Source organism: Rhodocista pekingensis, assembly GCF_042665545.1.
Classification (GTDB): Bacteria; Pseudomonadota; Alphaproteobacteria; order Azospirillales; family Azospirillaceae; genus Rhodocista; species Rhodocista pekingensis.
Genome location: NZ_JBHTCM010000006.1, coordinates 249876 through 273747, shown reverse-complemented (window position 1 = coordinate 273747; position 23872 = coordinate 249876). Strand labels below are relative to the sequence as shown.

Genomic DNA, 23872 nt, shown 5'->3' with positions numbered 1-23872 from the left:
CCCGGCGCGTCGGTGAGCCGTTATCTAGGCCCCCAAACCCAACCTGTCAAACACTTTCTTCATCGGGACGTAACATTTTCTCCAAACGCCCGGTCCGGCTGGCTTTCCCGGGGGCCCCCGCACCGGGGTGCCAGGGGCTGCCTGCTGGCGCAGGGGCGGGCCGGCGGCGGATGTCCCGGCGACGGGAGGGGGTGATGTGTGGTGAGGGTGTTTATGTGGGGATGAGGCGCGCGTGCGTGCCCCGCGTGTGCGCTTCGCGCGCGAGCATCGCGCGCGAGCATCGCGCGCGAGGGCCGGCGTCATTAATCTCCGCCGTCCCGCTCCCGCCCGCCCGCCACCGCCCCCGCCACAGGCGGCCCCATCGCAGACAAGCTCATCGCGGGCAGGCCACGACGGGACGGGCCGCGTCGGGGCGGACCGACTCAGTCCCCCTCTCCGACGCCGCGACCGACGCGCCTCCGGGCAGGCCCCCCCCGGGCGGCCGGGGTACGGATGTCGCCCGCGGGCGGGATCGGCACCCCCGTCCGCGCCCGCCCCACCCGATCGGGTGGCCGGAAACCCTTGCCGGAAAGGGGAAAACCACCCGGAACGGGCGCCCGGGCCCGGATGTACGAACTATGTTCCCATTGACAGTGTTAATCCTGACACGCAAGGTTCGGAAAGATTTGCCACAGGCCGCCTTTCCGGCCTGTCTGTGACCGGGTGGGGCCGGGGTCCGGGAAACCGGATTGCCGAAACCGGGATGCGGGACACGGGATGCGGGACAGGGGAGTCCCGCAGGGAGACGTCACCGGGCGGGACATCCCCGTGCGGTCCGTACTGTCCGAGTGGGGGGACGATGATGATGGAGATCGAGCTTTGCTGAGCCGGGGCGCCGTCACGGTGGCTGTCGCCGCCGCGATCGGTGGTCTGGCCCTGGCCGCGACCCTGATCCCGAGCCGCACACCGCAGACGGAGACCGCGGTCGCGGACTCCGCCGGTGACGCAGAGATGACCCTGGCCGCCGCGGCCCTGCCCGTCCCGCCCGACATCGACGCCCAGCAGGGCCTGTCCCTGGCGGGCGATGCCTGGGGCGACAGCGAGGCGGTGGACGACCCGATCGAGCGCCGGCTGGTCAGCCTGCGCCCTGGCGACACGCTGATGCAGATCCTGCTCAAGCAGGAAGTCCCCAAGGAACACGCGCACGAACTGGTGTCGGCCCTGCGCTCCGTCTACAACCCGCAGCGGCTGAAGAGCGGGCAGGAGATCGCTTTCCTGTTCGACCGGTCGGAGGGCGACGGCCGCTTCGTCGGGATCGAGTTTCAGCCGGCCGTCGAGCGCTCCGTCTCCGTCAGCTTCGACGGGGTGCGCTTCCAGGCGGCCGAAGTGGCAAAGCCGTTGCAGCACCGGCTGTTCGCCGTGCGCGGCACGATCGACTCGAGCCTCACCCAGGCGGCCGCCGAGGCCGGCGTGCCGATGGCCGTGCAGTCGATCCTGATCAACAAGATGTTCAACTACGATGTCGACTGGCAGCGCGACATCCAGCCCGGCGACCGCTTCGAGGTGCTGTACGAGCTGCTGATGACGGAAGACGGCGAGGTCGCCCGCGTCGGCAAGGTGAGCTACGCGGCGCTCACGCTCTCCGGCAAGCGCCGCGAGCTGTTCCTGTTCGAGGATGAAGACGGCCGCCCCGACTATTTCACCCGCAAGGGCGAATCGGTGCGCAAGGCCCTGCTCCGGACCCCGGTGGACGGCGCCCGCCTGACCTCGGGCTTCGGCATGCGCCGGCACCCGCTGCTGGGCTACAGCAAGATGCACAAGGGCGTGGATTTCGGCGCCCCCACCGGCACCCCGATATATGCGGCGGGCGACGGCGTGATCGAGGAGATCGGCGCCAAGGGGGCCTACGGCAACTACGTCCGCATCCGGCACAACCGCGAGATCGCCACCGCCTATGCCCACATGTCGCGCTTCGGCAGCGGCATGCGCCGCGGCGGCCGGGTCGCCCAGGGCGAGGTGATCGGCTATGTCGGCAGCACCGGCCGCTCCACCGGGCCGCACCTGCATTACGAGGTGATGCGCGGCGGCAAGCAGGTGAACCCGCTGTCGGTGGATCTGCCGACCGGGCGCATCCTGGCCGGCAAGGAGCTGAAGAAGTTCCTGGCCGTGGCCGCCGAGCTGGAGCGCACCTTCACCGAGGAGCTGAACGGGGTATCGCTGCTGACCGTCGGCGGCGGAAGCGCGCTGCCCGCCTCCCGCGGGGCGTGCAGCAAGGCGCCGGGCTGCTGAGCGGCCCACCGCCCCTGCCCCTCCGCAACGGCCGGTCCCCCACGACCGGCCGTTTCCGTTCGAGGGGGCGCGGATGATCCCGCTTCGGACCGATGTCCCCGTCCGCCGGCGACCGCGGGTCGTCTGGACCCTGCTGGCGGTCAACACGCTGGTCTTCCTCTGGCAGACGTCCCTGGGGCCGCGGCAGTCCTTCCTGCTGGCGGCGCAATGGGCGCTGCTGCCGCGGCGCTATTCCGACCCCGCCTGGGCGCTCGCCGTGGGGCTGGACCCCGCGAATCACTGGCCGCTGCTGACCAACACCTTCCTGCACGGCGGCTGGCTGCACCTGATCGCCAACATGTGGACGCTCTGGCTGTTCGGCGCGGCCGTGGAGGACCGCATGGGCCATCTGCGGTTCGCCCTGTTCTATGTGCTGTGCGGGGTGCTGGCGAGCTGGGCCCACATGGCCGCCTATCCGGCCAGCACGGTGCCGGCGCTGGGCGCCTCGGGCGCCATCGCGGCCGTGCTGGGCGCCCACATCACGCTGCATCCGCGCTCGCGGGTGCTGCTGCTGGTGCCGATTCTCTTCATCCCCCTGATCCTGCCGGTGACGACCTGGGCCTATGCCGCCGTCTGGTTCGGCTTGCAGGTGTTGCAGGGGGCCGGCGACCTGCTGATGCCCGAGATGGGCGGCGGCATCGCCTGGTGGGCCCATATCGGGGGATTCGTCGCCGGGCTGGCGGTGGTGCGGTTCCTGGCCCCGCCCGACCTGCCGGACCCGACCGGCCGCGGGCCGTAGCGGGCGGGCGGGCGGAACGACGCCCCGCGGCCGGGAACCGGCGGACGGCTCCCGGGACCGCGGGGGCGCCCAGGTCAGTGCAGCGTCGTCGGGCGCGACGGGCCGCCCCAGCGGCCGGCCGGCGGCGGCATGCTGTCGTCCACCGACTCCCCGTCGATCAGCAGCCCGTCGGGGCCGGCGGTGACGGGCACCGTCTGCCCGTCCGCGATCCGGCCTTCCAGGATGCGGGTCGCCAGCGGATTCTGCAGTTCGCGCTGGATCACCCGCTTCAGCGGCCGGGCGCCGTAGACCGGATCGTAGCCGGCATCGGCCAGCCAGCGCAGGGCCGCCTCGTCCAGCTCCAGGGTGATGTTGCGGTCGGCCAGCATGCGGCGCAGCCGGTCGAGCTGGATGTCCACGATGCCGGTCATGTGCTCACGCGACAGGCGGTGGAACAGCAGGATCTCGTCCAGCCGGTTCAGGAATTCCGGCCGGAAGGCGCCGCGCACCACCTCCATCACCTGCGCCCGCGCGGCGGCGCTGTCCGCCCCCTCCGGCAGCTCGGCCAGGAACTGCGAGCCGAGGTTGGAGGTCATCACGATGAGCGTGTTGCGGAAGTCCACCGTGCGGCCCTGGCCGTCGGTCAGGCGGCCGTCATCCAGCACCTGGAGCAGCACGTTGAAGACGTCGGGGTGGGCCTTCTCCACCTCGTCGAACAGGATCACCTGGTAGGGCCGGCGGCGCACCGCCTCGGTCAACGCCCCGCCCTCCTCATAGCCGACATAGCCCGGAGGCGCGCCGATCATGCGGGCGACGGAGTGCTTCTCCATGTATTCCGACATGTCGAGCCGGACCATGGCCGTCTCGTCATCGAACAGGAACCCGGCGAGCGCCTTGGTCAGCTCGGTCTTGCCGACGCCGGTGGGGCCGAGGAAGAGGAAGCTGCCGATCGGCCGGTTCGGGTCCTGGAGGCCGGCGCGGGCGCGGCGGACGGCGTTGGAGACGGCGACGATCGCCTCGTCCTGGCCGACCACGCGGGTGCGCAGCCGCTCCTCCATCTTCAGCAGCTTCTCGCGCTCGCCGGCCAGCATCCGGTCCACCGGGATGCCGGTCCAGCGGCTGACGACGGCGGCGATGTCCTGGTCGCGCACCTCCTCGTTCAGCATGCGGTGCTGGTTGGCCTCCTGGGCGCCGGCCAGCTTCTTCTCAAGCTCGGGGATGACGCCGTAGGTCAGCTCGCCGGCGCGGGCCCAGTTGCCCGCCCGCTGCGCCTGATCCAGCTCGGCCCGGGCGGCCTCGAGCTGTTCCTTCAGCTTCTGGGCGCCGGTCAGGGTCTCCTTCTCCGCCTGCCACTGGGCCGTCAGCTCGGCCGAGCGCTGCTCCAGCGCCGACAGCTCCTCCTCCAGCTTCTCCAGCCGCTCCCGCGAGGCGCTGTCGGTTTCCCGCTTCAGGGCCTCGCGCTCGATCTTCAGGCGGATGATGCTGCGGTCCAGCTCGTCGATCGCCTCCGGCTTCGAGTCGACGACCATGCGCAGGCGGCTGGCCGCCTCGTCGATCAGGTCGATGGCCTTGTCCGGCAGGAAGCGGTCGGTGATGTAGCGGTTGGACAGGGTGGCGGCGGCGACGATGGCGCCGTCGGTGATCCGCACACCGTGATGGACCTCGTACTTCTCCTTCAGCCCGCGCAGGATGGAGATGGTGTCCTCCACCGAGGGCTCGTCCACGAAGACGGGCTGGAAGCGCCGGGCCAGCGCGGCGTCCTTCTCGATGTACTTGCGGTACTCGTCCAGCGTGGTGGCGCCGACGCAGTGCAGCTCGCCGCGGGCCAGCATCGGCTTCAGCATGTTGGAGGCGTCCATCGCCCCTTCCGCCTTGCCGGCGCCGACCAGGGTGTGCAGCTCGTCGATGAAGACGACGATCTCCCCGGCCGCGGCCTGGATCTCCTGGAGCACGCCCTTCAGCCGCTCCTCGAACTCGCCGCGGAACTTGGCCCCGGCGACCAGGGCACCGAGGTCGAGCGAGAGGATGCGCTTGCGCTTCAGCCCCTCCGGCACGTCGCCGTTGACGATCCGCTGGGCCAGCCCCTCGACGATGGCGGTCTTGCCCACGCCGGGCTCGCCGATCAGGACGGGGTTGTTCTTGGTGCGCCGGGCCAGCACCTGGATGGTGCGGCGGATCTCCTCGTCGCGGCCGATCACGGGGTCGAGCTTCTGCTCGCGCGCCGCCTGGGTCAGGTCGCGGGCGTACTTCTTCAGCGCGTCATAGGACTGTTCGGCGTTGGCGCTGTCGGCCGTGCGGCCCTTGCGGATCTCGTTGATGGCGCCGTTCAGCCCCTGCGGCGTGACGGCGGCATCGGCCAGCGCCTTGGCGGCCGGCGTGCCGGTGGTCAGGGCGATCGCCAGCAGCAGGCGCTCGGCGGTGACGAAGCTGTCGCCGGCCTTCTGCGCCACCTCCTCGGCAGTGGCGAAGACGCGCGCCAGCTCGCGGCTGAGCGCGACGCCGCCGGCGCCCGGCCCTTCGACCTTCGGGATGCGGGCAAGCTCGCGCTCCACCCCGGCCAGCGCCCGCGCCGGGTCGCCGCCGGCGGCGCGGATCAGGTTGGCGGCCAGGCCCTCCTCGTCGTCGAGCAGGACCTTGAGCATGTGTTCGGGGGCGAGCTGCTGGTGCCCGCTGCGCAATGCCAGCGCCTGCGCCGCCTGGACGAAGCCCTGCGCGCGCTCGGTATACTTCTTGAAGTCCATGGGACCTTCACTCCCTCGGCTAGCGGCCGGATCAGCGTCCCGCATGGGCCCGCCCCGGCCATGATCCACGTCAAAGTGCGATCCTGGGGATGCATCGGGAGATGTGGGACGCCCCGGCCGGCCGCGCAAGGGAGCGGACGGGGACCGCGGGGCATCCGAAGGACCGCGGCAGGCCCCGCGTTGACAGGACCGGACCGCCCGGCCATAAGCTTGGGACATGTCCCAGACGTCCGGCCCGGCGCGCATCGCCGCCATCCATTATTATCCGGTCAAGGGCCTGTCGGCCCAGTCGCTGCCGGCGGTGACACTGGCCCCGGGAATGGGCCTGCCGCACGACCGGCGCTTCGCCATCCTGCACGGGGCCAGCAGCTACGACCCCGAGGACCCCGTCTGGCGGCCGAAGACGAACTATCTGACCCTGATGCGGGACGAGAAGCTGGCCACGCTGGAGGCCCGCTACGACCCTGAAACCTGCATGCTGGTGCTGAACCGCGCCGGCAAGCCGGTGGCGCGCGGCCGGATCGACACGGCCACGGGCCGGCTGCTGATCGACCAGTTCCTGGCCGCCTACATGAAGGGCAGCGCCGCGCCGGGTCCCTACAAGCTGATCGATTCGCCGCCGCCCGCGGCCGGGACGCCGCACGGTCACATGTTCTCCGACATCCAGGACCGGGCGGTGTCGCTGATCAACCTCGCCAGCGTCCACGACCTGGAGCGGGTGACCCAGCGGCCGGTGAACCCGCTGCGCTTCCGCGGGAACCTGCACCTGGAGGGGCTGGAACCCTGGGCCGAGGCGGCCTGGGTGGGGCGGCGGGTCCGCGTCGGCACGGCCCTGCTTGAGGTGTTCAAGACCATCACCCGCTGCGCCGCCACCGAGGTGGACCCGGAGACGGGGGAGCGCGACCTGCCGGTGGTCAAGTCGCTGCAACGCGGCTTCGGCCACGTCACCTGCGGCATCTATGCCCGCGTCCTGGCGGGCGGCACGGTGACGGTGGGCGACACGATCGGACCGGTCGAGGCCTGATCCGGGGACTCGTCCCGGCGAAGCCCCAGACTGGCGGGACGTGTCCCGCCGCGCCGGGCGGCGGCCGGATGCCGCCGCCGCGGGGAACGGGTCAGGCCGGCTGGTCAGGCCGTCAGCGGCTCGCGGTCGTCCTCGCCGCCCTCGGCATCGTCGCCATCGTCGTCGTCACCGTCCATGCCGTTGCCCTGGGCATGGCCGTTGCCGTCGCCGCGGGCACCGCCCTGACGCTGGCGGCTTTCCTGCTCGTTGATCTGGCAGATGATGCGGTAATAGTGCTCGGCGTGCTGGAGATAGTTCTCCGCCGCGACGCGGTCGCCCGAGGCCTGCGCGTCGCGGGCCAGGGCCTGGTACTTCTCATAGATCTGGAAGGCATTGCCCCGGATACGCACATCCGGGCCGTTGCTGTCGAACGTCTGGTGACGCAGCGGTACGTTCTGACGGCGGCCCTGGTTGTTGTTGTTACCACCCCGGCCGCGCGAACGCCTCGAGTTCGGTCCCTGTCTCATTCGGATTTTGCTCTAGCCCCAGATGTTGGCTGCCCTCCGGACACCGCCTGCGCATTCCGCGTCAGGCCTTCGGCGTCACCGTTGCCGGCTTCCGCCCCCTGCCCCTGTCCGGGAGTCGTGACGCAGGACCGCGCCGGAGCGTCGGAGTCCGCGTGTGGCTGCGACCCTAAACGCAGCAGGGCGCCATTCCAACAGGTTTTTTCGCGTACAATGAAACGTCATTCCAGGGAAACGTCATTCCCGGGAAACGGCCTCACTCCGGACCGGCGGCCGATGCGACCGCGGCCCGGTCGCGGCCGGCGAGGTCGCGCACCGTCGCCACGGCCCCCAGTCCCGCCGCGTCCAGCAGCGCGGCCACGGCGGCGCCCTGGTCGGCCCCGTGCTCCAGCACGGCCAGCCCGCCCGGCGGCAGCAGCCGCGGCAGCTCCGCCGCGATGGTGCGGTAGCAGTCCAGCCCGTCCGCCCCGCCCGCGAGCGCCCGGCGCGGTTCGTGCCGCGCCACCTCCGGCTCCAGCCCGTCGATCTCGCCATCGGGGATGTAGGGCGGGTTGCCGACGACGACGTCGAAGCGCGCGGCGTCCCCCAACGCCGCGGCCCAGCTCCCGACCAGGAAGCAGGCGCGGCCGGACAGGCCCAGCCGGCGGGCGTTCAGGGCGGCGGTGGCCGCCGCCGCCGGGCTGAGATCGATGCCCAGCCCCGTCGCCCGCGGATACTCGCTGAGCAGGGCCAGCAGGATGGCGCCGCTGCCGGTGCCGAGGTCGAGCAGGCGCAGCGCCGCCGCGCGGTCGGGCCGGCGGCGCAGCACGGCCTCCACCACCGTCTCGGTGTCCGGACGGGGGATCAGCGTGTCCGGCGCCAGGGTCAGGTCCAGGCCCCAGAACTCCCAGCTTCCCAGCAGGCGTTGCAGCGGCTCGCGCGCCGCGCGCCGCGCCACCAGGGCCGCGAAGCGGGAGGCGGCGCCGGCATCGGGACTGTCGGAACCGTGCCGGCGCAGGGACGCGCGCGGCAGGCCGAAAGCGGCCTCGGCCAGGTACTCGGCATCCAGGCGCGGGCTGTCCACCCCCGCCGCCGCCAGCCGGGCCGCGGCCTCGCGCAGCAGGTCGGACAGCGTCGCCATGGCCGCTACTGCAACTCCGCCAGCCGCTCGGCCTCGTCGCTGGCGACCAGGGCGTCCACCAGCTCGTCCAGCGCCTCGCCCGCCATCACCTTGTCGATCTTGTAGAGGGTCAGGTTGATGCGGTGGTCGGTGACGCGGCCCTGCGGGAAATTGTAGGTGCGGATGCGCTCGGAGCGGTCGCCGGAACCGACCTGGGTCCGGCGGCTGGCGGCGCGCTCGCTGTCGCGCCGCTGCCGCTCGATCTCGTAGAGCCGGGCGCGCAGCACCTTCAGCGCCTTGGCCTTGTTCTTGTGCTGGCTCTTCTCGTCCTGGCACTGCACGACGATGTTGGTCGGCAGGTGGGTGATGCGCACGGCGCTGTCGGTGGTGTTGACCGACTGCCCGCCCGAGCCCTGGGAGCGGAAAACGTCGATGCGCAGGTCCTTCTCCTCGATATGGATGTCCACCTCCTCCGCCTCGGGCAGCACGGCGACGGTGGCGGCCGAGGTGTGGATGCGGCCGCCGGCCTCGGTCTCCGGCACGCGCTGGACGCGGTGGACGCCGCTCTCGAACTTCAGCCGGCGGAAGACGTTGCGCCCGGTGATGCTGGCCGACGCCTCCTTGTAGCCGCCCAGCCCGGTCTCGTTCACCTCGATCGTCTCGAAGCGCCAGCCCTGGATGCCGGCATAGCGGCGGTACATCTCGAACAGCTCGGCGGCGAACAGGGCGGCCTCGTCGCCGCCGGTGCCGGCGCGCACCTCCAGGATGGCGTTCTTCTCGTCCGCCTCGTCCTTCGGCAGCAGCGCCAGCATGATGCGGTGCTCCAGCTCGGGGATGCGGCGCCCGGCCTCCGTCAGCTCGTCGCGGGCGAGCGCCGCCATCTCGGCGTCCTCCCCCTCGGCCATGGCCTGGAGATCGGCCATGTCGGCGCGCGCCCTGCGCAGCTCCGCGATGGCCGTGGCGACCGGCTCCAGCTCCGCATACTCCTGGCTGGAGCGGACGAAGACCTCGCCCGACAGCGTGCCCGAGGCAAGCTGGTCGCGCAGCTCGTCATAGCGGAGCATCACCCGGGCCAGGGGCTCACCGAAGCGGGTTTCGAAGTCGGACATCAGATCGCTGGTCGTGTCGGGGCGGTCCAAACCGCTGGATATAGGCGATCCACGTATCCCGGTCACGCGCGAAGCTCATTCCTCCGGGAACGGCACGGCCTCCCCCTCCGGGGCGATCCGCCGCGGGATGTCGGCCCTGTCGTAGAGCACGTTGGTCACGACCGGGCGGCCGCTGGCGGTGGAGTAGGCGAACCAGTAGCGGTGGACCCTGAACCAGCGGAGTCCCCGACCCGAAAGCCGGGTCCAGGCGCCAGGGTGCGGTCGCCCGGCGGGAGGTCCCGCCTCCATCGCGGCCATGGCCTCCCTGACCGCGTCGATCAGCCGGAGGGCAGCGTCCGGCCTGTCCTTGGCCAGATAGAACCGGAACAGCGAGCGGATCTGGTCTGCGGCTGTCCGGGTGTACCAGGCCATGGCCTAGCGGATATCCCCGGCTCGGCGGGAGCCGAAGGCCCGTTCGTATCCGGCCGTCAGCTCCGCGACCAGATCGTCGCCCCGGACCAGCCGGCCGTTGGCCGCATCGTCAAGGCTGTCCTGGATGTCGCGCTCGATGGCCGCGAGACCGTCCGCCGCGGCAGACCGCAGATGCAGGGCGGGCTCTCCGTCCACGGTGATGACGAAGTCCTCGCCGGCCTCCGCGCGGTCGAGCAGTTCGCCGATCCGCGCGGCCGCCTCCTGCTTGCTGATCCAGATGCCCATCGCGCCCTCCGTCCCCGCCACCAGGGGCTGTCCTGCTGCAAGTGTCGATGCTGCGCCGACCGCGGTCAAGGACCCGCCCGACCTGCCGCGTCACGCCCCCTGGCAGGCCGTGATCTGGCTCGGCACCGGGCGGCAGTGGCGGGTCAGGTTGCCGGGCATGACGACCTGCCGGTCCATGTAGACCGTGTGCGGCGTCCAGCTGGGGGCGCCGTAGTCCTCCCGCATCGCCGGGGTGACGGCATCGCTGCACAGGATCAGGAACTCGTGGCCGCGCCCGTCATCGTCGGTGGCGACGCCGACCATCTCGCCACAGCCGCGCACGCCGCGGGAAGCGACGATGCGGCCGACCCGGAGGTCGTCCTGCGGCGAAAGCGGACCGATGGCGCGGGCCGTGATCGCCCGCACCCGCTCCGCGGCCTCGTCCTCCCCGCCGCAACCGGCCAGCAGCGGCAGGACCACCAGCAGCGCCGCCAGGGCGGCGGCGCGCGCGACGACGGACCTACTCCGCCGCAACGGCAGCCTCGTCCTTCTTCGCCGCCTCGATCTCGGCGGCCTTCTGCTCGACCAGCCCGACCAGATGCTCGACGATGCCCTCGTCCTTCAGCCGGTGCGCCGGCACGCCGCCGAGATAGACCTGATGGGTGCCCTTGCCGCCGCCGGTGAAGCCGATGTCGGTCATGGTCGCCTCCCCCGGGCCGTTCACGACGCAGCCGATGACGCTGACCGTCAGCGGCGTCGTGATGTGGGAGAGCCGCTCCTCCAGCACCTCCACGGTCTTGATCACGTCGAAGCGCTGCCGGGCGCAGGACGGGCAGGAGATGACGGTGACGCCGCGGCGGCGCAGGCCGAGGCTCTTCAGCATCTCGTAGGCGACCTTCACCTCCTCCACCGGGTCGGCGGAGAGCGAGACGCGGATCGTGTCGCCGATGCCCGACCAGAGCAGCATGCCCAGGCCGATGGAGGACTTCACGGTGCCGGCGCGCAGGCCGCCGGCCTCGGTGATGCCGATGTGCAGGGGATAGTCGCAGGCCTCCGCCAGCCCCTGATAGGCGGCGACGGCCAGGAACACGTCCGACGCCTTGACGCTGATCTTGAAGTTCCGGAAGTCGTGGTCCTCCAGGATGCGCGCATGGTCCAGCGCGCTTTCGACCAGCGCCTCCGGGCAGGGTTCGCCGTACTTCTCCAGCAGGCTCTGCTCCAGACTGCCGGCGTTCACGCCGATGCGGATGGAGCAGCCATGGTCCTTCGCGGCCTTCACCACCTCGGCCACGCGGTCGGCACTGCCGATGTTGCCCGGATTGATGCGCAGGCAGGAGGCGCCGGCCTCCGCCGCCTCGATGGCGCGGCGGTAATGGAAATGGATGTCGGCGACGATCGGGATGCGCGCCGCCTTCACGATCTCCTTCAGCGCCTCCGTGCTCTCCTGGTCGGGGCAGGAGACGCGGACGATGTCGGCCCCGGCCTCCTCGACCCGGCGGATCTGCTCGATGGTCGCCTTGGCATCGGCCGTGACCGTGTTGGTCATGGTCTGGACGCTGATCGGCGCGTCGCCGCCGACGGGCATGGTGCCGACCATGATCTGGCGGCTCTTGCGGCGCTGGATCTGGCGCCAGGGGCGGATGGCAGCGGTCATGGCTCGATCGGGTCCGGTTTCCGGTTGCAGCCCCGGGACGCAGCGTCGCGGGGGACGAACGACTGCCCCGCGGAGCGGCTCACCGCCCCCGCGGAGGTGAAGAGAAAGTGCGGCCGGCGCGCACCGGGATCAAGGGCGCAAACCAGCGCGGCAGAGCCCGCACGCCGGCATCACCCGATGCGCACCGCGCGCCGCGTCACCGTTGCGCGCGCCCGGCCAGATCCTGGGGCGTCAGGCGGATGTCGCGCATCACCTGGGCGCGGCCGCCGAGCGGCGGCAGATCCTGCCCGTCCAGGCTGACGACAAGGCCGCCGGCATTGCCCGTGTTCATCACCAGCCCCGGCACGTCCGGGGCGCGGAAACTGTCACCCGGGCGCAGCACGCGCGACGCCCAGAGGGTGCCCTTGCCGTCGCGGACCTGGATCCAGCTGTCCTCCGTGGCGCGGATGACGACGCGGACGGTCCCGTCGGTCTGGCCGAAGACGCGGCCCGGGGGTGGCGCGGCCGGCGCCGGTGCCGGTGCGGCCGGCTCCTGCTGGGCCTCGGCGACCTCGGCCGGGGCTTCCGGCTCCTCCGCGGCGGAGGGCGGCACGGCGGGGCTGCCCAGATCGGGGAGCTGCGGCACCTCGCTCTCCTCCACCTCGCCCTGCGGCTCGGCGGCCGTGGTCTGGGAGGGGACGGAAGGCGGGGCGGTCTGCGGGCCGGCCGGCTGGGCCGGCGGGGTCTGGACGGCCGGGGTTGCCGCGGACTGGGAAGGCCCGGGCTGGGCCGGTGTGGCCTGGGAGGGTGAGGACTGCGCCGGGGCGGACTGGTCCACGGAGGCGCCGACCTCCGGCGCCGTCGGCTGCGACTGCCCGACCAGGGCCTCGACCTGACCCGGCGGCAGCACGGCGGCCGGGGCGGGGTCCTCTTCCGGGGCCGAGTCGCCGTAGATCAGGCCGGCCAGCCGGTCGGGCAGGGCCGGCACCATGTCCGAGAGGCTGCGGTCGGAGGCGGACAGCATGTACCAGCCGCCATAGACCACCAGCCCGGCCAGCAGCGCGATCAGGATCAGGGCGCCGCCAGGGACCCGGCTCTCGTTCACAGGCTCGGGAAAATAGAGTTCGGCCGGAGGCGGCGCCCCGGCCGTATCCTCCTTGTAGCGGCGCAGGACGGGGCCGGGCTCCAGCTCCATGGCCGTGGCGTAGCTGCGCAGGAAGCCGGTGACATAGGCCTGTCCGGGCAGATCGGCCCAGCGGCCCTGCTCGATCGCCTCCAGGTAGTTGAGGCGGATGCGCAGCATCTCGGAGAGCTGCGGCAGGTCATAGCCAAGCTCCAGGCGGCGCTGCCGCAACATCTCGCCGACATGGCGGATATCATGGCGGGGAGCCGGGCCCGGCTCGTGGGAGCCCTGCCCGGCCTGTGCCGGATCACCCTCGATCACGTCGAAATACCTGCGCTTCTGTTCGGGCATGGGTCCCGCCGGCACTGTCTGGCGCTGCACGTCCATGGCGCTGCCCTGTCGGGCATCGCACGCACCGGCCCTGCATCGACTGGCACCTCCGGCCGGGGTCGTGCCTGCGCCCTGTCCCTCACGTCGCTCGTCCGGTTTCTTAGCAACCGGCGGACAGACTCGCAACGGCGGAGGACCCCGCGGGGTCCCGCCACCTTAAACTTTCACGCCGTGGTCGCGGGCATAGGCCCTGAGCTTCGGCCGCAGACTGTGGTCGCTGCCGTCCAGAAGACCGTCCAGATAGGCGGCGACACGCCGCAGCTCCAGCGAGCGCAGCATCCCCTTCACCTCGCCGAAAGCCGGCGGCGCCAGCGACAGGGTGCGGAAGCCCAGCCCGACCAGCGCCATGGCGTCCAGCGGCCGGCTGGCCATCTCGCCGCAGAGCGACAGCGGCACGCCGGCCGCGTCGCAGGCCCGGACCAGATCGCGCAGCAGCCGCAGCATGGGCGGGGAGAGCACGTCGTAGCGGTTGTTCAGGATCGGGTTGCCGCGGTCGCAGGCGAACAGGTACTGCAACAGGTCGTTGGACCCGACGGAGAGGAAGTCCACCCGCGGCAGCAGGGCCGGCAACTGGAACAGCAGCGACGGCACCTCCACCATCACGCCCACCAGCAGGCGGGCGGGCGGCGTGCCGCCGTCGGCCCGCAGCCGCGCCAGTTCCAGGTCCAGCACGCGGCGCGCCCGGTCCAGCTCGGCCACCTCGGCCACCATCGGGAACATCAGCCGCAGCTCGCGCCCCGCCGCGGCCCGCAGCATGGCGCGGAGCTGCTTGCGCAGCATGGCCGGCCGGTCCAGCCCGATGCGGATGGCCCGCCAGCCCAGCGCCGGATTCTCCTCCGACAGGTCGGGGAAGTAGGGCAGCGTCTTGTCGCCGCCGACATCCAGCGTGCGGAAGACGACGGGCCGGTCGCCGGCCGCGTCCAGCACCTTGGTGTAGGATTCCTGCTGGGCCGCGACCTCCGGATAGGAGGCGCGGACCATGAACGGGATCTCCGTGCGGTAGAGCCCGATGCCGTCGGCCCCGGTGGCGTGCAGGTGCGGCAGGTCGATGTGCAGCCCGCAGTTCAGCATGAGCTGCACCGCCACCCCGTCGCGCGTGACGGCGGGCAGGTCGCGCAGGGCGGCGAACTCGCGCTGGCGCTCCTCACGGACCAGCAGGCTCTTGGTGAAGGCGTCCTGGATATCCTCCGCCGGGCGGACGAAGACCTGGCCGTTGTCGCCGTCCACGATCAGGTAGTCCAGCGGCTCCACCCGCCCCAGCACCTCGTGGCACTGGCCGACCACGGGGATGTCCATGGCGCGGGCGACGATGGAGACATGGCTGTTGCTGGAGCCCTCCTCCAGCACCAGCCCCTTCAGCCGGCGGCGGTCGTAGTCCAGCAGCTCGGCCGGGCCCAGGTTGCGGGCGACCAGCACGAATTCGTCCGGCAGGGTGCCGCCCTGCACGTCGTCGCCACGGCCGGCCAGATGCTGGAGCAGGCGGTTGGTGACATCGTCCAGGTCCAGCAGCCGGTCGCGGATATAGGGGTCGGCGGCCTGGGACATGCGGGCGCGGTTGTCGTTCTGCACCCGCTGCACCGCCGCCTCGGCCGTCAGGCCGGAGCGGATCGCCTCGCGGATGCGGCTCAGCCAGCCGCGGTCGTTGGCGAACATGCGGTAGGTCTGCATGATCTCGGCATGCTCGCCGTCGCGCTCGCCCAGGGCGATCAGGATCTGGTCGATGGCCAGATGCATGCCGTCCACCGCCTCCTGGAGGCGGCGCAGCTCGTGCTCGGGATCGTCGGCCACCATGTGCCGGATGGTGAGCTGCGGCCGGTGCAGCACGGCCAGCCCCATGCCGACGCCGCGGTTCAGGCTGGTGCCGTCCAGGCGGGAGGGCAGCAGGATCAGGTCGTCGGCGATCGACAGCTCCCGCCCGTCCACCAGCTCGCCGGCGGCGACCAGTTCGGCCACCACCATGGCGACGGTCTGGAGCGTCTCCACCTCCTGCTCGTCATAGTCGCGGCGGTCGATGTGCTGGATCGCCAGAACGCCGCGCACCCGGCCGCCGCGCAGGATGGGCACGGCCATGAAGCTGTTGAACGGGTCCTCGCCCGTTTCCGGGCGGTAGGCGAAGTTGGGATGCGTCGGCGCGTTGCCCAGGGCGATCGGCCGGGCGTGCGCCGCGACGTCGCCGACCAGCCCCTCGCCCACCCGCAGGCGGGTGCGGTGGACGGCCGAGGGGTTCAGGCCGATGGTGGCGAACAGCTCCAGCACCTCGCCCGCCCGCATGACGTAGCAGGAACAGACGTCGGCGCCCATCTCGTGGGCGATGGTCTTGACGATCTTGTCGAGGCGGTCCTGTGCCGTGCCGCTGCCGGCCATGACGTCGCGCAGACGCGCCAGCAGCCGGCGTCCGGCGGCGGCCAGGTCCGGAGCGTGGCGCGGTCCCACGGTTCCCAGCGGAAGCGTCATCTCGATCCTGGTCCCTGTCGGCCGGACAAGCCGGACCCTTGCCTCTCGCGTTGCTCAGACGGCGCATCATCGCACGGACCGCTGCCGCTGCCCATGCCGGAACGCCCCCTTCCCCGCGGCCCCCGCCCCGTCGGTTCTATAGGCCGCGCGGCCGGAGCGGAAGGGGGTAAAGGGATGCCCCGCCCGCCGGTGGCCTGCCGGGGCGGCTGTCCGGCGCGGTCGGGGTGCGTTATTCGGAGGCGGGACCGCGGCGGCGCAGGGCGGCGAGGGCCTGGTCGACCAGGTCGGCGATGATCTCGGCCGTGGGCTGCTCCCGCGTCACCATGCCGACCGACTGGCCCGCCATCAGCGAGCCGGTCTCCACGTCGCCCTCGACCACGGCGCGGCGCAGGGCGCCGGCCCAGAAGTGCTCGATCTCAAGCTGGGCCTCCTTCTGGTCCAGCTCGCCGCGCTCGAAGCGCGCGATCACCTCGTGCTGCTTCTCCTGGAAGCGGCGGGTGCCCTCGTTCTGCAAGGCGCGCACGGGGATCACGGGGAAGCGGGTGTCCACCGCGGTGGAGAGCACGGCGTCGCGCGCACCGGCCCGGATGAAGGCCTGCTTGAAGCGCGGATGCGCGCGGCATTCCGTGGCGCAGACGAAACGGGTGCCGAGCTGCACCCCGGCGGCCCCCATCTCCAGATAGCTCAGGATGGCCTCGCCGCGGCCGATGCCGCCGGCGACGAAGACGGGAACCTCGTGCCCGACCTCCGGCAGGATCTCCTGCGCCAGCACCGAGGTGCTGACCGGGCCGATATGGCCGCCGGCCTCCGCCCCTTCGATCACCAGGGCGTCCACGCCGCTGCGGATCAGCTTCTTCGCCAGCACCAGCGCCGGCGCGAAGCACATCACCCGCGCTCCGCCCTCCTTCAGCGTCCGGATGGCGCCGCCCGGCGGCAGGCCGCCGGCCAGCACGACATGCCCGACCTTCTCCTCCAGGCAGACGCGCATCAGCGCGTCGAGCTGCGGGTGCAGCGTGATCAGGTTGACGCCGAACGGCCGGTCCGTGAGCGCGCGGGTGGCGCGGATCTCCTCCCGCAGCACCTCGGGCGGCATGGAGCCCGAGGCGATGACGCCGAAGCCGCCCGCGTTGGAGATGGCGGAGACGAGGGTGCGCTCGGACACCCAGGCCATGGCGCCGCCCATCACGGCGACGTCGCTGCCCAGGAACTCCCGCCCGCGCTGCCAGAGCCGGTCCAGGTGCTGGCGATGCGCCGTCATCGCGGCCCCCCGACAGGCGGGAGGGCCGGGCGGGCGGCGGCGCGGGCCGCGGTCACGGACACCGGCATGGTCACGCCTGGTCCAGGCCGTAGACGGTGTGCAGGGCGCGCAGGGCCAGCTCGGTGTACTCCTCGGCCACCAGGACGCTGACCTTGATCTCGCTGGTCGAGATGACCTGGATGTTGATGCCGCGGTCGGCCAGCGCCTTGAACATGCGCTGCGCCACGCCGGCGTGGCTGCGCATGCCGACGCCGATGACGCTGATCTTCACCACGTCGCTGTCGGCGACGATGCGGCGGTAGCACAGCTCGTCCTTCGACTTCTCCAGCACCTGCACGGCGCGGTCCAGGTCGGCCTTGCCGACCGTGAAGGTCATGTCGGTGGTGGTGCCGTCCTCCGACACGTTCTGCACGATCATGTCGACGTTGATGGCCGCGTCGGCGAGCGGCCCGAAGATGCGGGCGGCCACGCCGGGGCGGTCGGCGACCCCGACCAGGGTGACCTTCGCTTCGTCGCGGCTGTAGGCGATGCCGCTGACCAGTTCCTGTTCCACGATTTCGTCCTCGTCAACGACCAGTGTTCCCGGCAGGTCGCTGCCGGGGGCCTCCTCGAAGGTGGAGAGCACCTGCACCCGCACCCGGTGTTTCATCGCCATCTCGACCGACCGGGTCTGCAAGACCTTGGCGCCCAGGCTCGCCATCTCCAGCATCTCCTCATAGGTGATGCGGGAGAGCTTGCGGGCCTTCGCCACGATGCGCGGGTCGGTGGTGTAGACGCCGTCCACGTCGGTGTAGATGTCGCACCGCTCCGCGCCCAGCGCCGCGGCGAGCGCCACCGCCGAGGTGTCGGAGCCGCCGCGGCCCAGCGTGCTGATCCGGTTGCGCTGGGACACGCCCTGGAAGCCGGCGACCACCGCGACCTCGCCGGTCTTCATGCGGCGGTCCAGCTCGGCGGTGTCGATCCGCTCGATCCGGGCCTTGGCATGGACATCGTCGGTCAGGATCGGGATCTGCCAGCCCTGCCAGGAGCGGGCGGTGATGCCCAGCTCCTGAAGCGCGATCGCCAGCAGGCCGCTGGTCACCTGCTCGCCGGAGGCGACCACCGCGTCGTACTCGCGCGCATCGTAGATACGGCTGATGCTGCGGCAGTACTCGACGAGCTGGTTCGTCACGCCGGACATGGCGGAGACGACGACGGCCACCTCATGCCCGGCATCGACCTCCTGCTTCACCTTGCGGGCGACGTTGCGGATGCGTTCGATGTCGCCGACCGAGGTGCCGCCGAATTTGAGGACGAGTCGCGCCATAATCTGTCCGCCGAAGGTCCTGACCGCCGAAGCGCTTGTCCAGGGGACCCGCGACGCCGGGCCGCATTGGGCCGGCACCGGGGGCCGTGGTCCGATCGGGCCGCCGCGGCGACCCGGTTCCGTGCGGAACCGGACGGGCGCCCGGCCCCCGCCCCCGGAACGGATGAAGTTGGCGCGCGGAAGCCGCGCCAGCCTTGCCGTCAAGGGGCGGGCTATCCATACTCGCTTGGCCGGGGTGGCGCAAGCCGGGCCCGGACCGGCGGGCATCCCTGCCAAATCTTGTTGCCACCCAGGAAGGATGCCGCCATGAAACGGCCCATCCGACGCCCCCCGTTGAACGTGAGGATTCCCCCGATGAACGCCGCGGCCAACGCGCCCCGCTCCACCCCCGGTTCCGGTGCGACCCCCGGTCCCCGCACCACCGTGGACCCCGGCGAGGTCGAGCGCTTCTCCGCCATGGCGGCGGAATGGTGGGACCCGCGCGGCAAGTTCAGCCCGCTGCACAAGTTCAACCCGGTCCGTCTGGCCTATATCCGCGACGCCCTGTGCGACCGCTGGGGCCGCGACCCGATGGCGGAGCGCCCGCTGGAAGGCATCCGCATCCTGGACGTGGGCTGCGGCGGCGGCCTGATCGCCGAACCGCTGGCCCGGCTGGGGGCGGAGGTGGTCGGCATCGACGCCTCCGAACGCAACGTGAAGACGGCCGCCACCCACGCGCTGGAGACCGGCACGGCGGTGGACTACCGCGTCGGCACGGCGGAGGCGCTGGCCGCCACCGGCGAGCGCTTCGACGTGGTGCTGGCGCTGGAGATCGTGGAGCACGTCGCCGACGTGGATCTGCTGCTGACCGCCATCACCACCCTGACGAAGCAGGACGGCCTGCTGTTCATGGCGACCGTGAACCGCACGGCGAAGTCCTTCGTCATGGCGATCGTCGGCGCCGAGTACGTGCTGCGCTGGCTGCCGCGGGGCACGCACGACTGGCGCAAGTTCATCCGCCCGTCGGAGCTGGCGACCGGCCTGCGCCAGCTCGGCTTCGGCATCAAGAACCTGACCGGACTGGTCTACAACCCGATGACCGACCGCTTCTCGCTCGCGGAACGGGACGTGGACGTGAACTACATGCTGTATGCCGCGCGGGACTGATGGCCTGTTCCCGGCTACGTGGTAGAGTAGCGCGCTTCTGCTGACGGGAACGCCACCACGACCATGGACGCCCAGCCCCCCCGGCCGGCTCTGCCCGGAACCCGCCCGGCATCGGGGTCCGCCGCGGCACAGGCCGCCGGCGCGACCCCCGCCGCGCACGGGACGGCGGGTCCGGACGGGATGGCGGGCCGGGACGGGAAGAGCGGGCCGGACGGGAAGGACAGCCTGTCGGCGACCACCCTGGTCGGCGTGGCGGCCGGCGTGGTGCTGCTGTTCGTGCTGGCGATCCTGCTGCTGGTCGCGCGCGAGGACCGGCGGGAGATGGTCGCCCATGCCGGCCGGCTGGCCGCCAACACCGCCCTGCTGCTGGCGGAGCAGGCCGGACAGCTTGTCGCCGCCAGCGAGGTGGTGCTGGACGAGGCCGCACTTCTGGCCGGCCCGCCAGACGCCCCGATCCCGGCGACGCAAGCGGTCCACCAGGAACTGCGCCGGCTGGTCGAAACCTGGGAGCACGCCAATTCGGTCTATCTGCTGGACCCGACGGGGCGCAGCGTCGTCAGCAGCCGCGAGTTCCCCGTCCGCCCCGCCGACTCCTCCGGCCGCCTCTATGTGCAGCGCCAGATCGGACGCACCGCGGCTGGTCTGCCCCCGGCGCTGGTGATCGACCGGGTCGAACGCAGCGTCTTCACCGGCACCAACCTGCTGATCCTGTGCAAGCCGCTGCCGGGAGCGGACGGCAGCCTGCGCGGCATCGTCGGCCTGGCCGTGCGGGAGGAGTTCTTCCGGAATTTCTACCAGCAGGTGGATGTCGGCTTCGGGCTGGCCATCCTGCTGCTGGGTGCGGACCGGCAGGTGCTGGTGCGGCATGTCCAGGGCGCCGATGCGGGAGCGGAAGAGAGAACGGCCCCGGAAGAGAGCCCGGCACCGCCGGCACCGCCGCCCGGCGGCATGCTGCGCCTGTCCACGCTCGGCGAGGGCGACCGCATCTATGCCGAGGCCCCGGTCCGCGGCCGGGACCTGCGCGTCATGGTCGGACTGGACGCGACGGCGCTGGAGGCGCGCTGGCGCGAGCGGCTGCGCGTCTATCTGCTGATCGCCGCCATCGCGGCCATCGGCGTGTCGGGGCTGGGTCTCCTGGCGCTGCGCTGGGCACGGCGCGAGGCGGAGGTCCGCGACCGGCTGGAGGAGGCCAACCACCTGCTGGAGCAGCGCGTCGGCGAGCGCACGGCCGAACTGTCGGAGAGCAACGGGAAGCTGGCGCTGGCGCTGAGGGACAAGGAGGTGCTGTTCCGCGAGGTCCACCACCGGGTCAAGAACAACCTCCAGCTCGTCTCCAGCCTGCTGCGGCTCCAGGCCATGCGGTTGCCGGCGGAGCTGCGGCAGGGCTTCGAGGACAGCCTGTCCCGCATCCAGTCCATGAGTCTCGTCCACGAACTGCTGTACCGCACCAACCAGCCCTCGCGGGTGGATTTCGCGGACTATCTGCGCCGGCTGGCGCCGACCCTGGCCGAGTGCTTCCTGCCCGATCCCGACCGGATCGCCATCGAGGTGGTGGCGGAACCGCTGGACCTGGAGCTGGACACCGCCATCCCGCTGGGCCTGCTGGCCGGGGAGCTGATCACCAACGCCCTGAAGCACGCCTTCCCCGACTGGCGCGCCGGCTGCATCACGGTCCGGCTGGAGCGCGTGGCCGAGGCCGACGGGGTGCTGCTGACGATCATGGACGACGGCGTCGGGCTGCGGCCCGGGCCGACGGACGCCCCCGCCGACGGCGGCGGGCTCGGCATGGTGCTGGTGCAGTCGCTGGCCGCCCAGGTCCAGGCCACGCTTTCGACCAGGCCCGGCGCGCCCGGCACGCGCCACCACGTCCTGCTTCCCGCCGCCGTGACGGGCGCGGACTGACCGCGTTCCCGGCCGCCGCCGGGGACGATCCGCCCCTCCCGCTGTTGCAGGCCCGGCAACGGCGAAGGACGGAGGAGCGGCATGAAGGCCCTGTGCTGGCACGGCAAGGAGGATGTCCGGGTGGAGCGGGTGCCCGACCCCCGCATCGCGGAACCCGGCGACATCATCGTCAAGGTCACCTCCACCGCCATCTGCGGGTCCGACCTGCACCTCTATGACGGCTACATCCCGACCATGCGCCAGGGCGACATCCTGGGGCACGAATTCATGGGCGAGGTGGTGGAGACCGGCCGCGAGGTGAAGACCCTCAAGGTCGGCGACCGGGTGATCGTACCCTTCACCATCGCCTGCGGCGGCTGCTTCTTCTGCAACCGCCAGCTCTGGTCGCTGTGCGACAACAGCAATCCCAACGCCGGGCTGGCCGAGACGATCTACGGCAAGTCACCGTCCGGGCTGTTCGGCTATTCCTTCCTGATGGGCGGCTTCGCCGGCGGGCAGGCGGAATATGTCCGCGTGCCCTTCGCCGATGTCGGCCCCCTGAAGATCCCGCATGTCCGCGACGGCGGGCCGGAGGACGAGAAGGTCCTGTTCCTGACCGACATCTTCCCCACCGGCTGGATGGCGGCGGAGAACTGCGCCATCCAGGACGGCGACGTGGTGGCCGTCTGGGGCTGCGGCCCGGTCGGCCAGTTCGCCATCCGCAGCGCGCAGTTGCAGGGCGCGGCCAAGGTGGTCGCCATCGACCGCGTGCCGGAGCGGCTGCGGCTGGCGGCCGAGGCGGGGGCGGAGACGATCGACTTCGACCGCGACGACGTGCGCGCCCGCCTGGAAGAGCTGACCGGCGGCCGTGGCCCGGATTCCTGCATCGACGCCGTGGGGATCGAGGCGCACGGGACGGGCAGCGTGGATGCCGTGCTGGACCGGGCCAAGGCCGCGGTGGGGCTGGCGACGGACCGCGGGCATGTGCTGCGCCAGGCGATCATGGCCTGCCGCAAGGGCGGCACCATCTCCATCCCCGGCGTCTACGGCGGCGTGCTGGACAAGGTCCCGTTCGGCGCCGCCTTCAACAAGGGGCTGAGCTTCCGCATGGGCCAGACGCACATGATGCGCTACATGCGGCCGCTGCTGGAGCGGATCGAGAAGGGGGAGATCGACCCGTCCTTCCTGATCACCCACCGGCTGGGCCTGGAGGACGGGCCGGAGGCGTACCGCACCTTCCGCGACAAGCAGGACGGCTGCATCAAGGTGGTGATGCGGCCGGGTGGTTGAGCCGACGGGGGCTCACGCTCCCGGTGCGGTCGCCGCCCCCGGGACGATGGCGGCACCGGCCAGCCCGTCGGGGTCGAGCACGGCACCGTCGAACTGGCAGTGCTCGAACCGGGCGTCGGTGAGCCGGGTCCGCAGCATGCCCCCCGTCGCCAGCGGCAGGCCGGACAGATCCGCCGTCTCGAAGCTGCTGTACATCGCCTCGGCCCCCGTCAGGTTGGCACCGCGCAGGTCGGTGCCCGACAGGTCGGTATAGTGCAGCGTCGCCCCCGAGAGGTCGGCGGCGGCCAGCTTCGCATGCGCCAGCTTCGCCCCGGTCAGGTCGGCGCCGCGGAAGGAGACGGCGGACAGCTCCCGGCCGCGCAGGTCCACGCCCTTCAGCGAGCGCCCGGCGAAGTCGGCGCGGCGGCCGGCCTTGCCGCGCGCCTCCACCCAGTCCTCGTGCCCGGCGGCGATGGCCTCCACCTCCTTCAGGTTGCTCAGATGCTCCTCGAAGGCGGGCAGGCCGCGGAACATGCGGCGGGTCGTGTCGTCCAGATCGAAGACGGCGCCCGCGACCTCGGCCCCGAAGACATTGGCGCCGTTCAGATGCGCCCCCAGCAGCACGCTGCCGCTGAGGTCCGAGCCGGACAGATCGGCGCCGCGCAGGTCGGCATTGCGGAGGTTGGCCCCGACCAGCTTCACGTTGCGCATCACCGCCCCCTCCAGGGTCGCGTCCTGGAGATTGCAGTGCGACAGGTCGGAGCGGTACTCCCGCGCCACCAGATCGGGCGCGCCCGGCCGGGCGCCGGCCCGGTGGATGGCGACGGAGCCGACCCGCAGGTCCGACCCGTCCAGCCGGACGTCCTGAAGGTCCGCCTTGTAGAAACGCACCCCGCGCAGGATGGCGCGGGACAGGTCGCAATGGCGCAGGCTGGCCGACAGGAACAGGCTGTTGGACAGGTCCGCCTCGTGGAACCGGCAGTTCTCCAGCACCGCATGCGACAGGTTGCAGGCGAACAGCGTGGCGCGCGACAGGTTGAGGCCGCTGAGCCGCAGGCCGCTGAGATTGCTCAACCGCAGGTCCAGACGCGTACCGCCCCGGCCGCGGAGATAGAGGCTGTGCAGCGCGAAGGGCTTGGTGAGATCGGCGGCGGCGGATGCGCCGGGAGCCTGGGAGGGCAGCATGGGGATATGGACCGACGACTGTCATGCGGACGTCATATCGAAAAGTCATAC

At 71.7% G+C, this 23872-nt stretch carries 19 protein-coding genes; 6 read left to right on the top strand and 13 right to left on the bottom strand.

Annotation, left to right across the window (positions count from 1 at the left end; genetic code table 11):
- The first annotated feature begins 858 nt into the window (after nucleotides 1–858).
- Nucleotides 859–2268 carry a M23 family metallopeptidase gene (locus ACFQPS_RS06125; protein ID WP_377357336.1) on the top strand — a complete coding sequence of 470 codons (1410 nt, stop codon included), beginning with the start codon at nucleotides 859–861 and terminating at the stop codon, nucleotides 2266–2268.
- Nucleotides 2269–2341: 73 nt separating this feature from the next.
- Nucleotides 2342–3046 carry a rhomboid family intramembrane serine protease gene (locus ACFQPS_RS06120; protein WP_377357334.1) on the top strand — a complete coding sequence of 235 codons (705 nt, stop codon included), beginning with the start codon at nucleotides 2342–2344 and terminating at the stop codon, nucleotides 3044–3046.
- A 74-nt stretch (nucleotides 3047–3120) separates the two neighbouring features.
- Here ACFQPS_RS06120 and clpB read toward each other — a convergent pair whose 3' ends face one another.
- Complete coding sequence (gene clpB, locus ACFQPS_RS06115; RefSeq protein ID WP_377357332.1) at nucleotides 3121–5766, bottom strand: ATP-dependent chaperone ClpB; 2646 nt, start codon at nucleotides 5764–5766, stop codon at nucleotides 3121–3123.
- Between the two features lie 217 nt (nucleotides 5767–5983).
- Here clpB and ACFQPS_RS06110 point away from each other — a divergent pair, with 217 nt between their 5' ends.
- The gene (locus tag ACFQPS_RS06110) at nucleotides 5984–6790 is read left to right on the top strand and encodes an MOSC domain-containing protein (protein ID WP_377357330.1); all 807 of its coding nucleotides are present in this window, start codon (nucleotides 5984–5986) and stop codon (nucleotides 6788–6790) included.
- Nucleotides 6791–6894: 104 nt separating this feature from the next.
- On the opposite strand, the gene ACFQPS_RS06105 is transcribed toward ACFQPS_RS06110, so the two are convergent.
- The 11 genes from ACFQPS_RS06105 to ACFQPS_RS06055 all read right to left on the bottom strand — a co-directional run bounded on the left by ACFQPS_RS06105 (nucleotide 6895) and on the right by ACFQPS_RS06055 (nucleotide 18340).
- Complete coding sequence (locus tag ACFQPS_RS06105; protein WP_377357328.1) at nucleotides 6895–7296, bottom strand: DUF4167 domain-containing protein; 402 nt, start codon at nucleotides 7294–7296, stop codon at nucleotides 6895–6897.
- Nucleotides 7297–7549: 253 nt separating this feature from the next.
- Complete coding sequence (gene prmC / locus ACFQPS_RS06100) at nucleotides 7550–8413, bottom strand: peptide chain release factor N(5)-glutamine methyltransferase (RefSeq protein WP_377357326.1); 864 nt, start codon at nucleotides 8411–8413, stop codon at nucleotides 7550–7552.
- 5 nt (nucleotides 8414–8418) lie between these two features.
- Nucleotides 8419–9501 carry a peptide chain release factor 1 gene (gene prfA, locus ACFQPS_RS06095; protein WP_377357325.1) on the bottom strand — a complete coding sequence of 361 codons (1083 nt, stop codon included), beginning with the start codon at nucleotides 9499–9501 and terminating at the stop codon, nucleotides 8419–8421.
- A gap of 75 nt (nucleotides 9502–9576) precedes the next feature.
- Nucleotides 9577–9912: a type II toxin-antitoxin system RelE/ParE family toxin gene (locus ACFQPS_RS06090; RefSeq protein WP_377357324.1), complete on the bottom strand. Its 336-nt coding sequence runs from the start codon at nucleotides 9910–9912 to the stop codon at nucleotides 9577–9579.
- Nucleotides 9913–9915: 3 nt separating this feature from the next.
- Nucleotides 9916–10197: a type II toxin-antitoxin system Phd/YefM family antitoxin gene (locus tag ACFQPS_RS06085; protein WP_377357322.1), complete on the bottom strand. Its 282-nt coding sequence runs from the start codon at nucleotides 10195–10197 to the stop codon at nucleotides 9916–9918.
- A 90-nt stretch (nucleotides 10198–10287) separates the two neighbouring features.
- Nucleotides 10288–10710 carry a hypothetical protein gene (locus ACFQPS_RS06080; RefSeq protein WP_377357320.1) on the bottom strand — a complete coding sequence of 141 codons (423 nt, stop codon included), beginning with the start codon at nucleotides 10708–10710 and terminating at the stop codon, nucleotides 10288–10290.
- Nucleotides 10697–11830 carry a flavodoxin-dependent (E)-4-hydroxy-3-methylbut-2-enyl-diphosphate synthase gene (gene ispG, locus ACFQPS_RS06075; protein WP_377357317.1) on the bottom strand — a complete coding sequence of 378 codons (1134 nt, stop codon included), beginning with the start codon at nucleotides 11828–11830 and terminating at the stop codon, nucleotides 10697–10699. The genes ACFQPS_RS06080 and ispG overlap by 14 nt, the downstream gene beginning before the upstream one ends.
- Nucleotides 11831–12026: 196 nt before the next feature.
- Nucleotides 12027–13283, bottom strand: coding sequence for a helix-turn-helix domain-containing protein (locus ACFQPS_RS06070; protein WP_377357315.1), 1257 nt, complete (start codon nucleotides 13281–13283; stop codon nucleotides 12027–12029).
- A gap of 195 nt (nucleotides 13284–13478) precedes the next feature.
- Nucleotides 13479–15776 (bottom strand): phosphoenolpyruvate--protein phosphotransferase, encoded by a 2298-nt coding sequence (gene ptsP, locus ACFQPS_RS06065; protein WP_377357313.1) that lies wholly within the window; start codon nucleotides 15774–15776, stop codon nucleotides 13479–13481.
- A 229-nt stretch (nucleotides 15777–16005) separates the two neighbouring features.
- Complete coding sequence (locus ACFQPS_RS06060; protein ID WP_377357311.1) at nucleotides 16006–17034, bottom strand: NAD(P)H-dependent flavin oxidoreductase; 1029 nt, start codon at nucleotides 17032–17034, stop codon at nucleotides 16006–16008.
- A gap of 70 nt (nucleotides 17035–17104) precedes the next feature.
- On the bottom strand, nucleotides 17105–18340 hold the full coding sequence (locus tag ACFQPS_RS06055; protein WP_377357309.1) for an aspartate kinase: 1236 nt from the start codon (nucleotides 18338–18340) through the stop codon (nucleotides 17105–17107).
- Nucleotides 18341–18694: 354 nt separating this feature from the next.
- On the opposite strand from ACFQPS_RS06055, the gene ubiG reads away from it, so the two are divergent.
- The 3 genes from ubiG (at nucleotide 18695) to ACFQPS_RS06040 (ending at nucleotide 22657) form a co-directional block, all read left to right on the top strand.
- Nucleotides 18695–19486: a bifunctional 2-polyprenyl-6-hydroxyphenol methylase/3-demethylubiquinol 3-O-methyltransferase UbiG gene (gene ubiG / locus ACFQPS_RS06050; RefSeq protein WP_377357307.1), complete on the top strand. Its 792-nt coding sequence runs from the start codon at nucleotides 18695–18697 to the stop codon at nucleotides 19484–19486.
- Nucleotides 19487–19666: 180 nt separating this feature from the next.
- Complete coding sequence (locus tag ACFQPS_RS06045; protein ID WP_377357305.1) at nucleotides 19667–21388, top strand: sensor histidine kinase; 1722 nt, start codon at nucleotides 19667–19669, stop codon at nucleotides 21386–21388.
- A gap of 81 nt (nucleotides 21389–21469) precedes the next feature.
- The gene (locus ACFQPS_RS06040; protein WP_377357303.1) at nucleotides 21470–22657 is read left to right on the top strand and encodes a zinc-dependent alcohol dehydrogenase; all 1188 of its coding nucleotides are present in this window, start codon (nucleotides 21470–21472) and stop codon (nucleotides 22655–22657) included.
- A 12-nt stretch (nucleotides 22658–22669) separates the two neighbouring features.
- Here the strand turns inward: ACFQPS_RS06040 and ACFQPS_RS06035 are convergent, their stop codons facing one another.
- Nucleotides 22670–23821 (bottom strand): pentapeptide repeat-containing protein, encoded by a 1152-nt coding sequence (locus tag ACFQPS_RS06035; RefSeq protein ID WP_377357301.1) that lies wholly within the window; start codon nucleotides 23819–23821, stop codon nucleotides 22670–22672.
- Nucleotides 23822–23872 lie beyond the last annotated feature (51 nt).

Coding starts and splice junctions, on each gene's coding strand:
- ispG (WP_377357317.1), bottom strand. CDS start 11,830: ATGACCGCTGCCATCCGCCCCTGGCGCCAGATCCAGCGCCGCAAGAGC.
- ACFQPS_RS06090 (WP_377357324.1), bottom strand. CDS start 9,912: ATGGCCTGGTACACCCGGACAGCCGCAGACCAGATCCGCTCGCTGTTC.
- ACFQPS_RS06045 (WP_377357305.1), top strand. CDS start 19,667: ATGGCGGGCCGGGACGGGAAGAGCGGGCCGGACGGGAAGGACAGCCTG.
- ACFQPS_RS06060 (WP_377357311.1), bottom strand. CDS start 17,034: ATGACGGCGCATCGCCAGCACCTGGACCGGCTCTGGCAGCGCGGGCGG.
- prmC (WP_377357326.1), bottom strand. CDS start 8,413: ATGGCGACGCTGTCCGACCTGCTGCGCGAGGCCGCGGCCCGGCTGGCG.
- ACFQPS_RS06120 (WP_377357334.1), top strand. CDS start 2,342: ATGATCCCGCTTCGGACCGATGTCCCCGTCCGCCGGCGACCGCGGGTC.
- ptsP (WP_377357313.1), bottom strand. CDS start 15,776: ATGACGCTTCCGCTGGGAACCGTGGGACCGCGCCACGCTCCGGACCTG.
- ACFQPS_RS06040 (WP_377357303.1), top strand. CDS start 21,470: ATGAAGGCCCTGTGCTGGCACGGCAAGGAGGATGTCCGGGTGGAGCGG.
- ACFQPS_RS06110 (WP_377357330.1), top strand. CDS start 5,984: ATGTCCCAGACGTCCGGCCCGGCGCGCATCGCCGCCATCCATTATTAT.
- ubiG (WP_377357307.1), top strand. CDS start 18,695: ATGAACGCCGCGGCCAACGCGCCCCGCTCCACCCCCGGTTCCGGTGCG.
- ACFQPS_RS06055 (WP_377357309.1), bottom strand. CDS start 18,340: ATGGCGCGACTCGTCCTCAAATTCGGCGGCACCTCGGTCGGCGACATC.
- ACFQPS_RS06105 (WP_377357328.1), bottom strand. CDS start 7,296: ATGAGACAGGGACCGAACTCGAGGCGTTCGCGCGGCCGGGGTGGTAAC.
- ACFQPS_RS06070 (WP_377357315.1), bottom strand. CDS start 13,283: ATGCCCGAACAGAAGCGCAGGTATTTCGACGTGATCGAGGGTGATCCG.
- ACFQPS_RS06035 (WP_377357301.1), bottom strand. CDS start 23,821: ATGCTGCCCTCCCAGGCTCCCGGCGCATCCGCCGCCGCCGATCTCACC.
- ACFQPS_RS06085 (WP_377357322.1), bottom strand. CDS start 10,197: ATGGGCATCTGGATCAGCAAGCAGGAGGCGGCCGCGCGGATCGGCGAA.
- prfA (WP_377357325.1), bottom strand. CDS start 9,501: ATGTCCGACTTCGAAACCCGCTTCGGTGAGCCCCTGGCCCGGGTGATG.
- clpB (WP_377357332.1), bottom strand. CDS start 5,766: ATGGACTTCAAGAAGTATACCGAGCGCGCGCAGGGCTTCGTCCAGGCG.